This window comes from Pseudomonas sp. S2_H10 (assembly GCF_054668285.1).
In genome coordinates, this window is record NZ_CP162754.1 from 2,674,437 (window position 1) to 2,687,533 (window position 13,097).

Sequence of the window (13,097 nt, forward strand, 5' to 3'; positions counted from 1 at the left end):
CACGAGGAATTGCCATGCACGCTTTACCGATTGCCAATACCCTGGAACGTCGGCGGGCCTTCCAGAGTTTCCTCGGGGTCAGCCCGGCGCTGACCGCCATCGGCCTGTTCCTGATCGTGCCGATCCTGATCGTCATCGGCTACTCGCTGATGGAAGCCAACCCCTACGGCGGGGTGAACAAGGTCTTCAGCACTGACGCCTACACCTCGCTGTTGTTCGAGCGGCAACTGGACGACAGCCTGGCCTTCGCCGACTCCTACCTGATCATCGCCCTGCGCTCCATCGGCATCGCCGGGTTGACCACGATCATCACGTTGCTGATCGGCTTTCCGGTCGCGGTGTGGCTGGCCATGCAGCCGGCGCACCGTCGGGGCCTGCTGATCTTCCTGATCACAGTGCCGTTCTGGGCCAACCTGCTGATCCGCACCTATGCGTGGATTCTGCTGCTGCGCAACACCGGGGTGATCAACAACAGCCTGATGGGCCTCGGGGTCATCGACCAGCCATTGCAACTGCTCTACACCGACGGTGCGGTGCTGCTGGGGCTGGTCTACACCTACGCGCCCTTCGTCGTGCTGCCGATCTACGCCACGCTGGAAAAGATGGATACCCGCCTGCTCGAGGCCGCCCAGGACCTCTATGCGGGACGCCTGCGGACCTTGCGCAAAGTGGTGTTGCCGATCGCCAAGCCTGGAATCATCGCCGGCGCCATCCTCACCTTCGTGCCTTGTCTGGGTGCGATGATCGCCCCGGAACTGCTCGGTGGCGGCACCCGGATGATGCTCGGCAACCTGATCTTCCGGCAGTTCAGCGATGCGCGTAACTGGCCGTTCGGCGCAGCGCTTTCGCTGGTGCTGATGGCCGCGGTGATGTTGGTTCTGACGGTCTATGCCCTGCGTGCCGAGCGCCAGCGCATCGCCAAGGGAGGTGCGTGATGATCAGCCTGTTCAAACGCAATACGCTGGGCGTGCAGGACTTCCCCGGCTTCGGCGGATTCAGCTTCCTGTTCTACCTGTACCTCTACGCGCCGATCGTGGTGCTGGTGGTGTTCTCGTTCAACGCCAACCAGTCGGCCACGGTGTGGACCGGCTTCAGCCTCGACTGGTACCGCGCGGCGTTCGCCAACCAGGCCCTGCGCCAGGCAGCCGGCAACAGCCTGTTGATCGCGGTCTGCGCCAGCATGGTCGCCACGGCCATCGCCACCCTCGCCGCCCTCGGCACTTCACGGGGTGCGAAGTTCAAGGGCCTGCAATTGTCGATGGGCGCGATCATGTTGCCCCTGGTATTGCCGGAGATCGTGGTCGGTGTCGCCACCCTCGCGCTGTTCTCCACCATCGGCCTGTCCCTGGGCTACGGCAACCTGATCATCGCGCACACGGTGTTCTGCATTCCGTTTGCCTTCCTGCCGATTCGGGCACGCCTGAACGACATGGACCTGTCCCTGGAACAGGCCTCGGCCGACCTCTATGCCGGCCCGTGGCGGACCTTCCGCAAGGTCACGTTGCCACTGCTGATGCCGGGGATTTTCTCCGGGCTGATGCTGGCCTTCATCGTCTCGCTGGATAACTTCGTGATCTCGATGATGGTCTCCCAGGCCGGCACCACCACCCTGCCGATCTTCATCTTCGGCCTGTTGCGCATGGGCGTGACACCCGACGTCAACGCCGTCTCGACCCTGATCCTCGGTGTCTCGGTGCTGTTCGTCACGCTTTCGTATCTGCTGGGCAAAAAGAAAACCTGAACCTTCTACGCACTGTGGGGAAATAGCATGAGCAAGTGGATTAAAAGCATCGGCGCATCGTTGTTCCTGACCCTGCCGCTGACCATGGCCGGCAGCGTTCAGGCCGCAGAAAAACTCAACGTGGTGAGCTGGAGCGGTTACTTTTCGCCGGAGATTCTCGCCAAATTCCAGAAGCAGACCGGCATCGAAGTCACCGTCGACTCCTACGATTCCAACGAAACCCTGTTGGCCAAATTGAAACAGGGCGGTGCCGGTTATGACGTGGCAATCCCGTCCCACCAGTTTGTGCCGATCCTGATCAAGGAAAAACTGCTGGAGCGTTTCGATCCGGTCAACGAGCCCTACTACGCCGGCGTCGTCGACAACCTGAAAAAACCCACCTGGGACCCGGAAGGCGCCTATTCCGTGCCGTTCATCTGGGGCACCACCAGCGTGGTGCTCAACACCGAGCGCTACAAGGGCCCTGCCGACAGCCTCAAGGTGCTTTACGAGCCGCCGGCCGAGCTGCAAGGGCGGATCAACATGTTCGACTCGGTCAGCGACGTGGTGGACATGGCCAGCCTGTACCTGAACATTCCGCTGTGCAGTGAAGATCCCAAGCAGATGCAGCAAATCCTGACCCTGCTCAAGGCGCAGAAACCCTTCGTCAAGACCTACAGCTCCAAGGCTGGCTCGATCCGCGAAAACCTGGCGTCCGGTGAAATCGACATGTCGACCTTCTGGGGCGGTTCGTCGATGCGCGCCCGGGAGATGAAACCGAGCCTGAAGTACCTGTACCCGAAAGAAGGTGTGCTGGCCTGGGTCGACAACATGGTCATCCCGACCGGCAGCAAGAACCCGGCGAACGCCAAGGCCTTCATCGCGTTCCTCAGCCAGCCTGTAAACGCGGCGATGACCCAGAACTTCCTCAAGCACCAGAGCCCGATCAAGGGGGTGGAACCCTTCCTCGACGCGGCCCTCAAGGACGCGCCGGAACTGCACATTCCCGAAGGTACTCCAGTGGTGTTCAGCAAGACCTGCGGCGAAGGTGCAATCCGCCTGGCCGACCGTCTCTGGACCAACCTGATGCGTTGATCGCCACCGCCCCGACGCAATGGCGGGGCGTTTTTCCAGCCGTCTGAAAGGCCGCTTGCAATGAACTCTAACAACATCAGCGAACTGGTCCTGCTGCAGGCCCACGAGCTCGCCGAACGCATCCGCCTGCGCCAGGTTTCCTGCCGGGAAGTGATGCAGACTTATCTTGCCCATATCGAACGCTTCAACCCGCAGGTCAACGCGCTGGTGAGCCTGCAGGCACCGGAAGACCTGCTGGCCCAGGCGGATATCCGCGACGCCGAACTGGCGAAAGGCCAATACCGGGGCTGGATGCACGGCCTGCCCCACGCCATCAAGGACTTGTCCCTGACCCGGGGCATCCGCACCACACTGGGTTCGCCGCTGTACAAGGACTTCATCCCCGAGCGCGACGGCATCATGGTGGAGCGGATCAAGGCCGCCGGCGCGATCATCATCGGCAAGAGCAACACCCCGGAATTCGGCCTCGGCTCGCAAAGCTACAACCCGCTGTTCGGAGCGACCGGTTGCGCCTACGACCCGAGCAAGACCGCGGGTGGCAGCAGCGGCGGCGCGGCGGCGGCGCTGGCCATGCACCTGGTGCCGGTGGCCGACGGCAGCGACATGATGGGCTCGCTGCGCAACCCGGCCGCGTTCAACAACATCTTCGGTTTTCGTCCGTCCCAGGGCCGTGTGCCCTTCGATGACAGCGCCGACCTGTTCATCGACCAACTCGGCTACGAAGGCCCCATGGCGCGCAGCGTGCGCGATGCGGCGTTGCTGCTGTCGGTGCAGGCCGGGGCCGATGCGCGGGCGCCGCTGTCGATTGCCGAATCCGGAAGTGCCTTTACCGCACCGCTGGATCGCGACTTCAAAGGCACGCGTCTGGGCTGGCTCGGCGACTTCAACGGTTATCTGCCGATGGAAAAAGGCATCCTCTCGCTCTGCGAAAAGGCCTTTGCTGATTTCGAAAGCCTGGGTTGCAACGTCGAGCACGTTCAGTCCGAATTCGCGCCAGAGAAGCTGTGGAGCAGTTGGCGCACGCTGCGTCACTGGATGGTTGCCGGCTCATTGGGCGCGACCTATGCCGACCCGCAAAAGCGCGCCTTGTTGAAACCGGAAGCCTGCTGGGAAGTGGAAAACGGTCTGAAACTCTCGGCCGCTGATGTGTTTGCCGCGTCGGTGACGCGCAGCGACTGGTATCGGGCGATCTCCCGATTGTTCGAAAAGTACGACTACCTGCTGCTGCCCAGCGCCCAGGTGTTCCCGTTCGACAAGACCCAAGCCTGGCCCGTCTCCATCGAAGGCGTGAGCATGGACACCTATCACCGCTGGATGGAGGTGGTGATTCCCGGCACCTTGTCCGGCTGCCCGGTGGCCAACGTACAGGTCGGCTTCAACGCCAGCGGCCTGCCCATGGGCCTGCAAATCATCGGCAGACACCAGGCCGACTTCGCCGTCCTGCAATTGGCCCACGCGTACGAACAGGCCAGCCGCTGGTTCCAGCGCTGCCCTTCGCCACTGCTTGGATGAGAGATTTTGATAAACGGTTGAAAGCGTAGAGAAATATTTTAGATTTATGCTTGACGCATCCCCGTTACCGGTGAATAATGCGCGCCACTTGGCTACATAGCTCAGTTGGTTAGAGCATAGCATTCATAATGCTGGGGTCCGGGGTTCAAGTCCCTGTGTAGCCACCAAGTACTAAAAACGGCTTACCGCAAGGTAGGCCGTTTTTTTATGCCTCGAAAAAAGTGCGCTGCGGTGACAGGGAAATCCTGCACCGCATACCTGCCTCGATCAGCGACGAACCGTCGGCAATACCGACAACGCCTTCTCCCAGATCTGCCATGTGCGCAGCCAGACCATCGCCTGCCAATCGCTGTCCGCCGGGTAGAACTGCTCCAGCAGATTCAACTTGATCCCGCGCCCTGTCGCGTCATTCGGATTACCGTGCAGATGCAGCCAGTGGTCATCACGCAGATGCCGGTGAACGTCCGGCCCGGGATAGGTCCCGCACTCGATGACGAAAGGCATCAGCCGAACCTGTGGCAGCGCATTGATCAACGCCTGCGAGGTGTAGCCGGTTGCCGTCGCGGCCACGCCGGTTTCGCTGACAGTGTCGGCGCCGGTTTGCAGGCTGTAGAGCCACGGGCCATAGATCGCCTGCGCATCGGGCAGCGCCGGATAGGCGGACTCGGTGATGGTCAACAGCATCGGATGACCGTACTCGCCCGCCCCCGTGTGCAAGTCGAAACACATGGCGACCTCGGCATGCGCCATGTGCTTTTGCATGATTTGGTGCAGCGTGCGGTTCGACCAGCTCGGCGCCAGCCCGCCGAAAAACAGACCGTCGGGATGCGCATGCTGACCACCCTCGACGATCGACATGACGGCTGGCCAGCCGTGCAGGCGAATCTGCTCGTCGAGCAAGGCATCGGCACGCTCACGCTCGGGGCCATGCAACTGCGAACAGGCATAGATTTCATGCAGGGCGTTGTAGGCCTGGTTGTCCGGCAGCGGCCGCTGGAAATCCAGGTGATTGCGGTTGAGGTCGATGTTGTCTTCGTTGACCCGACGCAACCACGCCATGCCCCAGGGGTTGATGGCGTGGATCATGACCACGGCGACATCCGCCGGCAGGGTGCGCTTGCCCAACTCTTGCAGCCATTTGATCTGGCAGCCCGAGCCATAGAAGCCTTCGACCCCGTGGGTGCCGCTCAGCGCGATCAGCAACCGCTTGGCGCCCGGATCACCCAGCACCGCCACGTCGGTGCTCAGTTGTTCGCCAAACGGTCCTGTGAGCGGATTTGTATATTCTGTCAGCGTTGCGCCTGCGGCAGTCGCTGCCGCCAGGAACTGTTCGCGCTGAGTGCGATAACTCGGCTGGGTGGGAAACTCGGTCTGCATGTCTGCCTCTTGTTGATCTTCTGGCCTGCCTGTTGGCAACGACCCTACAGAAAATCCTGCGATTGATGAAGGACAAAAACATCGGTGCCCTGGACCCGGTTTGCGTCCCTCCCGGTCGGCCGATAAAGTCCACTGATCCCAGATCCAACGGACGGAGTGCCCCACGTGTTCTCAACCCTCCCCTTGCGCCGCTATCGCCTGTCTGCCCTGCTTCTGCTCGCCAGTGCCTTGAACCTGGCCGCCTGCAACAACGCTACGGTGCCGACGCTACCGCTCGCACCGGAAAGCGCTTCGGGCTTTCGCACCGACCTGAAGACTCAGCACGCCGAGAAATACATGGCCGCGGCGGCCAACCCGCTGGCGGCCGAAGCCGGGCGGGAGATGCTGCGCCGGGGCGGCTCGGCCATCGATGCCGCGATTGCGATGCAAGCGGTGTTGACGCTGGTCGAGCCACAGTCTTCGGGCATTGGTGGCGGTGCGTTGATCGTGCTCTGGGACGGCAAGGCCGTGCGCACCTACGACGGCCGCGAAACCGCCCCGGCCGGCGCCACCGAGAAGCTGTTCCTGCAAGCCAACGGGCAACCGATGGGCTTCAAGGAGGCGCAGATCGGTGGTCGTTCAGTGGGTACACCCGGTGTGCTGCGCGCTTTGGAACTGGCCCATCAAAAACACGGACGCCTGCCCTGGGCGCAGCTGTTTGAACCGGCCATCCAGCTCGCCGAGCAAGGCTTTGCCATTTCGCCGCGCCTGCACCAGTTGATCGCCGCGGATTCGTCCATGCCGCGCTCGCCGGAAATGATGGCCTACTTTCGCAATGCCGATGGCAGCCCCAAAGCCGTCGGCACGAACCTGAAGAACCCGGCATTGGCCGCCGTGTTCAAACGCATCGCCGACGAAGGTCCGGATGTCTTGTACAAAGGCCCGGTTGCCGAAGAAATCGCGGCCAAGGTGCAGGGGCACGTCAACCCTGGCAGCTTGTCCGTGAGCGACCTCGCCCATTACCAGGCCAGGGAGCGCGCGCCGCTGTGTACCGACTACAAGCGCTGGCAAGTCTGCGGCATGCCGCCACCGTCGTCGGGCGGGATCGCCGTGGCGCAGATCCTCGGGACCCTGCAAGCCCTGGAAGCTCGCGACAAGCGCCTGGCGCTGGCGCCGCTGAAACCGGTCAAGACCACCGCCCCGGCTGGCATCGAACCCGACCCGCAAGCCGTGCACCTGATCTCGGAAGCCGAGCGCCTGGCCTACGCCGACCGTGCTCAGTACGTCGCCGATGCCGACTTCGTGCCGGTGCCGGTCAAAGGCCTGGTCGACCCGGTCTACCTCGCCAGCCGTGCCGCGCTGATCGGCGAACGCAGCATGGGCACGGCCAAACCCGGCACTCCACCGGGCATTCAGGTGGCCTACGCGCCGGACCGTTCGCCGCTGCGGATTTCCACCTCGCAAGTGGTGGCCGTCGATGACGCGGGCGGCGCCGTGTCGATGACCACCACCATCGAGTCGGCGTTCGGCTCGCACATCATGGTTCAGGGTTTCATGCTCAACAACGAGATGACCGACTTCTCGTTCATCCCCGAGGAGAACGGGCAGAAAGTCGCCAACCGCGTCGAACCCGGCAAACGCCCGCGCTCCTCCATGGCGCCAACCCTGATCTTCGATCGCCAGAGCGGTGAGTTCCTCGCCACGGTCGGCTCCCCCGGCGGCTCGCAAATCATCGAGTACGTGGCCAAGTCCGCCATCGGCCTGCTCGACTGGAACCTCGATGCCCAGGCGGCCATCAACCTGCCCAACTTCGGCAGCCGCAATGGCCCCACCGAACTGGAACAGGGCCAGTTCAGCCCCGCGCTGATTCAGGCGCTGAAGGATAAAGGGCACAGCGTGAGCGAGATCGACATGACCAGCGGCACCCAGGCGATTGTTCGGGTCAAGGACGCCCAAGGCAAAGCGTCGCTGACTGGCGGGGCGGATCCGCGGCGTGAGGGGCAAGCGTTGGGGGATTGATTCGTACGCTGGAATGAAAAAGGGCTTACCGGTAGGTAGGCCTTTTTTATAGATAAAGAGTCCAGGACGCCTCGATCCCGCTGCTTTTTCCTACCCACAAACAATTGCGTCCTGGTTAGAGTTTCCGCGCCTCCACAGACTTGCGTCAGTCCCACCATGGGACTAGGATCATGCCATGAGAATCATCGCCATCAGTCATCTGAAGCAATTTTGGGAGAGATACCCGAGCGCGGAACAACCCTTGTTGGCCTGGATTGACGAGGTAAGGAATGCAGCCTGGAGAACACCTACCGACATAAAGCTGCACTTCGCTACAGCCAGTACCCTCAAAAGCCGCAGAGTCGTGTTCAACATCAAGGGTAACGATTTCAGACTGATAGTCGCCGTGGCCTATCGCTTTGGCGCCGTGTACATAAAATTTGTCGGAACTCACAAGCAGTACGACGCAGTCGACGCTGATAACGTCGAAATGGAGTAACCCATGAACATTCGCCCGATTCACACCGAAGAGGATTACCGCGCCGCTCTCAAGAGCGTGTCTGCACTGTTTGAGAATGAACCAGAAATTGGCACTCCCGAGGGAGATTACTTTGACATCATGATTACGCTGATCGAATCGTATGAGTCGAAGCACTTCCCGGTCGACTTACCCAATCCTATCGATGCGATCAAGTTCAGGATGGAGCAGTCCGGGTTGTCCGCTGCCGATCTTGCGCCTGCCATCGGCCGCACAAATCGTGTTTATGAAGTACTCAATGGCAAACGAGCGTTGACGCTTCCGATGATCTGGAAACTGCACGAGCTATTCGGGATACCCGCCCAGAGCCTGATCAAACCGGTCAAGCACGTTTGATCGGGCTCAGCTTTTGCCAGAACTCCGCTCAACGACTGATCTTCAACTCCTGCCGAACCTGGTGCCTTTCCAGCGCCAGCTCGATCAAGCGCGTCACCAGCTCGCTGTAGGTCATGCCAGTGGCCTGCCACAGTTTCGGATACATGCTGATGCGGGTGAAGCCGGGCAGCGAGTTTATTTCGTTGATCAGCACTTCGCCGCTGTCGGTCAGGAACACGTCGACACGGGCCAGGCCGGAGCAGCCCAGCACCTGGAACGCCTCTACGGCCAGGGCGCGAATCCGCTCGCTCGCCTCGGCGCTGATGTTGGCCGGCACCACGACTTCTGCTGCGGTGTCGTCGATGTATTTGCTGTCGTAGGAATAGAACCCGCTGCGCACCACGATCTCGCCGCAACCGCTGGCGATGGCCTCTTCGTTACCGAGTACCGCACATTCAATCTCACGGCCGCTGACGGCAGATTCGATCAACACCTTGGTATCGAAACTCAACGCCAGCTCCACCGCTGCGCTGTATTCAGCCTCGTCGGTAACCTTGCTCACGCCCACGGACGAGCCCTGGTTCGCCGGTTTGACAAACAATGGTAAACCGAGCCTGGACTGAACCTCGGCGAAGCCGGTGCGTGCTGCCGTGGCACGGGTCAATGTAACGAACGGCGTCACGGCCAGGCCGGCATCGCGCAGCAGGCGCTTGCTGATGTCCTTGTCCATGCACACGGCCGAGCCGAGCACATCGGAGCCGACAAACGGCAGATCGGCCATGCGCAGCAAGCCTTGCAGGCAACCGTCCTCACCGAGGGTGCCGTGGACGATCGGGAAGATCACATCGACGTGGCCGAGCATTTCCTGGCTGGAGGTTTCCACCAGTTGCTGGCTGGCCTTGCCCGGCACCACGGCCAATTCGCGATTGGACTGGTTGAGGGCAATCAGCGCCGGGTTTTCCTGATTCAGCAAAAAGTTGGACGGGTCGTTGAGGTGCCAGTGGCCTTGTTTGTCGATGCCGATCAGCACCGGTTCGAAACGCGAGCGATCCAGCGCATCGACAATGTTTTTCGCCGATTGCAACGACACTTCATGCTCGGCCGAACGGCCCCCGAAAATGATCCCCACGCGCAACTTGCTCATGACCTGGCCTCATCCTGACAAATAAAAAAGGACCTGTAGCGAATGCGCCCCACAGTGCAGTATTTGCCCCTGGTTTTCTAGCGGGCAAACCGCCATCCGATCAGAAGACAGGAAGTCGCTGACTGGGTTACCGTGTTGCACATCGATCCAAAGACAATCATCACCATGGCCAAGCAACTGCCCCGAAATGACTGGTTCCATCGCGCGCCCGATGTCGGCGGGCTACAGCGTTTCGAGGCGTTTTTTGCCGGCCATGGCTACGACCTTCACCGCCACGACACCTATGCCATCGGCCACACCCTGGCCGGGGTGCAGAGTTTTCAGTATCGCGGTGGCAGGCGTCACAGCCTGCCGGGCAAAACGATCGTGCTGCACCCGGACGAAGCCCACGATGGCGAGGCCGGCACCGAGTCCGGTTTCCAGTACCGGATGATGTACATCGAACCCGCACTGATCCAGCAGATGCTCGGCGGTCAGCCGCTGCCGTTCATCAAGACCGGGCTGTCGAACGACCCACGCCTGTTCGCCGCCACGGGAGCGCTGCTGCGCAGCCTGGATTGCCCGCTCGACCCGCTGGAAGAGCAGGACGCGCTGTTCGATCTGGCACATGCCTTGAGCACGGTTGGCGGTGTCCCGACCAAACGCTCTGCTTTCGACTACGTCGCTGCGCAGCGCGCCCGGGAATACATCCACAGCGCCCTTGATCGCACGGTGACCCTGGATGAACTGGCGCAGCACAGTGGCCGGGATCGCTGGAGCCTGTCGCGGGATTTTCGCCTGTTGTTCGGCACCAGCCCCTATCGCTACCTGACGATGCGGCGCCTGGACATGGTCCGCGCGCTGCTGATTCAGGGGCAGACGCTGGTCAGCGCGGCGCTGATCGCCGGCTTCACCGACCAGAGCCACATGACTCGGCAATTCAGCAAAACCTACGGCCTGTCACCGGCCCGCTGGATGAAGATGCAGCGCCGCTGAGCCACGCACAATCGTACAAGAAGCGCATCGAGCCGCTGGCTATCGTGGGTTCACCAACAACCGCGAGAGCTGTTCCATGACTGCTTACGAAAGCCTGAACTTCGCTGAAAAAATCAGCCGGATCGATTCCCACTGGTCACCCCGGGTCATCGCCGAAATGAACGAGTACCAGTTCAAGGTGGTGAAGCTGCTGGGGGATTTCATCTGGCACGACCACGTCGATACCGACGAAACCTTCATCGTTCTGGAAGGCCGATTGCGCATCGATTTTCGTGATGGCCACGTGCTGCTGAACGCCGGGGAAATGTATGTGGTGCCCAAAGGCGTCGAACACAAACCCTGCGCCGATCAGGAGGTAAAGCTCCTGCTGATCGAACCCAAGGGTGTGCTCAACACGGGCAGCGAAGGTGGCGAACGTACGGCCGAGAATGATCTGTGGATTTGAGCGCCAATCGGCTCAGGCCTGCAGCGTCTTGCCATCCACCGGATCGCCAATCTTCAGGAAATGCCCGCCTGCGACGTGGTGCAAGGTGCGCAAGGCATCCTGCCCTTCGAAGTGCCAGCGGCCTTCGCTGAATACGCGCTCGTCGGCCTGGGCGGCAATCACCTCGGCCAGGAACAGGTCGTATTGCTGGTGATTGTTCGGCTCCGGTAACAGGCGACATTCCAGCCAGGCCACGCAGCCCTCGAGCATCGGCGCATCGACCGATTCGCCGGTGAAGGTCTGCAAGTCGTAGGTCTCGAACTTGTCGCGGCCCTGGCCCTGGGTCAATTCCAGGCCGGAAGTCGAGCCGACGGTCTGCACAATGTCGGCCTGGGCAGCGCAAGGCACGTTCAGCACAAAAGTGCCCGCGGCTTCCAGCAACTGGCGAGTCCAGGTGGACTTGTCCAGTACCACGGCAATTTTCGGCGGCTCGAAATCCAGCGGCATGGCCCAGGCTGCCGCCATGATATTGCGCTGACCACCGTGGGCCGCGCTGACCAGCACGGTCGGGCCATGATTGAGCAGACGATAAGCCTTGGACAAGGGAACCGGACGACGGTGGGAAACGCTCATGGAAGTCTGCTCCTGGGGGAAAAGAGCCGATTGTAGCGCCCACCAAAAGCTGATCGCAGGTCAGTTGGTGAGTTGATTGGCAAACTGCCCCACCGCATTGACCACTTTCTGCGCACCGTCCTGGATCTCGACAATCACCGTGCCCGCTTCCGCCGCCAGTGCCAGGCCCTGTTCGGCCTGGAGTTTGCCGTCGGTCATCAGTGCCACGGCATTGCGCGCCATGTCCTGGTTCTGCCGCACCACGAGGACGATTTCGTCGGTGGCCTGGCTGGTGCGCGACGCCAGTTGCCGGACTTCATCCGCCACCACGGCGAAACCCCGACCCTGTTCGCCCGCACGCGCCGCTTCGATGGCGGCGTTGAGCGCCAGCAGGTTGGTCTGCTCGGCAATGCCGCTGATGGTCTTGACGATGGTGCCGATCACCAGCGACTGTTCGTTCAAGGCTTCGATGCCATCGCCGGCGGTCTGCATGTGCTTGGCCAGGTCGCGCATCACGTCCACCGCCTGAGTCACCACGGCGTTACCGCGCTGGGCGCTCTGGTCGGTTTGCTGTGAAGTGCTGTAGGCAATGTTGGCGGCCTCGGCCACGGCCTGTTCCTGATTGACCTGATCGGTAATCACCGTGGCGAACTTCACCACTTTGTAGAGCTTGTTGTTGGCATCGACCACTGGGTTGTAGGACGCCTCCAGCCAGACCGTACGACCATGGCTGTCGACACGTTTGAAACGCTCGGCCACGTACTCGCCCCCGTTCAGGCGACGCCAGAAGTTCTGGTATTCGGCGCTGTTGTACTCCTCCGGCAGGCAGAAGGTGCGGTGATGTTTGCCCTTGATCTGTGCGAGGCTGTAACCCATGCCACTGAGGAAGCGGTCGTTGGCGGTCAGCACGTTACCGTTGAGGTCGAATTCGATCACGGCCGTGGAGCGCACCAGCGCACCGATCAGGTTCTCGTGTTCGCGGGAGGCCTCGATGGTGCGGGTCAGGTCGCTGGAGAAGATCGAAAAACACTTGATCCGCCCGTCCGCCGAGCGCACCGGTTGCAGGATCGAACGCAACCACGCTTCCTGGCCCGTACCGCGCAACAGGCGTACCGCGCCAGCGAAATGCTCGCCACGGGTCAGTGCATTCTTGAAGCGCTGGTGGAATTCGTCGGACTTCACGTGATCCGGGACGAGTTCGTCGATGTGCCGGCCGATCAGGTCGCCGCTCTTGTAGTGCATTTCGCCGAGGAAATTCTGATTGACCGACTGAACCCGTCCGTCGCTGTCGAGGGTCAGCACCAGCATCTCGCTTTCCAGACTTTCCTTCACTTGCTGGAGGCTGGAGAGTTCTTCACGAAGAGCCGACAGCTCCTGCTTCAAGCGTTTATTGAACATGGGAAAGCAC

Annotated in this window: 13 protein-coding genes, 1 tRNA gene and 1 pseudogene; 10 read left to right on the top strand and 5 right to left on the bottom strand. The window is 61.4% G+C overall.

The window, feature by feature from the left end:
• Positions 1-14 precede the first annotated feature (14 nt).
• The 5 genes from AB4O16_RS11810 (at position 15) to AB4O16_RS11830 (ending at position 4,494) form a co-directional block, all read left to right on the top strand.
• The gene (locus AB4O16_RS11810; RefSeq protein ID WP_160390430.1) at positions 15-935 is read left to right on the top strand and encodes an ABC transporter permease; all 921 of its coding nucleotides are present in this window, start codon (positions 15-17) and stop codon (positions 933-935) included.
• Complete coding sequence (locus tag AB4O16_RS11815; RefSeq protein ID WP_056726284.1) at positions 935-1,741, top strand: ABC transporter permease; 807 nt, start codon at positions 935-937, stop codon at positions 1,739-1,741. The genes AB4O16_RS11810 and AB4O16_RS11815 overlap by 1 nt, the downstream gene beginning before the upstream one ends.
• A gap of 27 nt (positions 1,742-1,768) precedes the next feature.
• A complete protein-coding gene (locus tag AB4O16_RS11820; protein WP_460157778.1) occupies positions 1,769-2,815 on the top strand; it encodes an ABC transporter substrate-binding protein in 1,047 nt (348 codons plus the stop codon).
• A 60-nt stretch (positions 2,816-2,875) separates the two neighbouring features.
• On the top strand, positions 2,876-4,327 hold the full coding sequence (locus tag AB4O16_RS11825; protein ID WP_460157779.1) for an amidase: 1,452 nt from the start codon (positions 2,876-2,878) through the stop codon (positions 4,325-4,327).
• Positions 4,328-4,417: 90 nt separating this feature from the next.
• Positions 4,418-4,494, top strand: a tRNA-Met gene (locus tag AB4O16_RS11830).
• Positions 4,495-4,594: 100 nt separating this feature from the next.
• On the opposite strand, the gene AB4O16_RS11835 is transcribed toward AB4O16_RS11830, so the two are convergent.
• A complete protein-coding gene (locus AB4O16_RS11835) occupies positions 4,595-5,704 on the bottom strand; it encodes a DUF2817 domain-containing protein (RefSeq protein ID WP_460157780.1) in 1,110 nt (369 codons plus the stop codon).
• Positions 5,705-5,869: 165 nt separating this feature from the next.
• Between AB4O16_RS11835 and ggt the strand changes: the two genes are divergently transcribed.
• From ggt to AB4O16_RS11850, 3 genes are all read left to right on the top strand, one after another.
• Complete coding sequence (gene ggt / locus AB4O16_RS11840) at positions 5,870-7,702, top strand: gamma-glutamyltransferase (RefSeq protein WP_460157781.1); 1,833 nt, start codon at positions 5,870-5,872, stop codon at positions 7,700-7,702.
• Between the two features lie 175 nt (positions 7,703-7,877).
• Positions 7,878-8,180, top strand: coding sequence for a type II toxin-antitoxin system HigB family toxin (locus AB4O16_RS11845; protein WP_460157782.1), 303 nt, complete (start codon positions 7,878-7,880; stop codon positions 8,178-8,180).
• A 3-nt stretch (positions 8,181-8,183) separates the two neighbouring features.
• On the top strand, positions 8,184-8,555 hold the full coding sequence (locus AB4O16_RS11850) for a helix-turn-helix domain-containing protein (protein WP_160390437.1): 372 nt from the start codon (positions 8,184-8,186) through the stop codon (positions 8,553-8,555).
• Positions 8,556-8,583: 28 nt separating this feature from the next.
• On the opposite strand, the gene ddlA is transcribed toward AB4O16_RS11850, so the two are convergent.
• A complete protein-coding gene (ddlA, locus tag AB4O16_RS11855; protein ID WP_160390438.1) occupies positions 8,584-9,678 on the bottom strand; it encodes a D-alanine--D-alanine ligase in 1,095 nt (364 codons plus the stop codon).
• Positions 9,679-9,843: 165 nt separating this feature from the next.
• Between ddlA and AB4O16_RS11860 the strand changes: the two genes are divergently transcribed.
• Positions 9,844-10,653: an AraC family transcriptional regulator gene (locus tag AB4O16_RS11860; protein ID WP_460157783.1), complete on the top strand. Its 810-nt coding sequence runs from the start codon at positions 9,844-9,846 to the stop codon at positions 10,651-10,653.
• A gap of 76 nt (positions 10,654-10,729) precedes the next feature.
• Positions 10,730-11,098, top strand: coding sequence for a cupin domain-containing protein (locus AB4O16_RS11865; RefSeq protein WP_110660939.1), 369 nt, complete (start codon positions 10,730-10,732; stop codon positions 11,096-11,098).
• Between the two features lie 12 nt (positions 11,099-11,110).
• Here the strand turns inward: AB4O16_RS11865 and AB4O16_RS11870 are convergent, their stop codons facing one another.
• The 3 genes and pseudogenes from AB4O16_RS11870 to AB4O16_RS11880 all read right to left on the bottom strand — a co-directional run.
• The gene (locus AB4O16_RS11870) at positions 11,111-11,710 is read right to left on the bottom strand and encodes a flavin reductase family protein (RefSeq protein WP_460157784.1); all 600 of its coding nucleotides are present in this window, start codon (positions 11,708-11,710) and stop codon (positions 11,111-11,113) included.
• A 60-nt stretch (positions 11,711-11,770) separates the two neighbouring features.
• Positions 11,771-12,379 (bottom strand): methyl-accepting chemotaxis protein, encoded by a 609-nt coding sequence (locus AB4O16_RS11875; protein WP_263986916.1) that lies wholly within the window; start codon positions 12,377-12,379, stop codon positions 11,771-11,773.
• Positions 12,359-13,087: pseudogene (locus AB4O16_RS11880) on the bottom strand (PAS domain-containing protein); the annotation flags it as partial. The gene AB4O16_RS11875 and the pseudogene AB4O16_RS11880, both read right to left, overlap by 21 nt.
• Positions 13,088-13,097 lie beyond the last annotated feature (10 nt).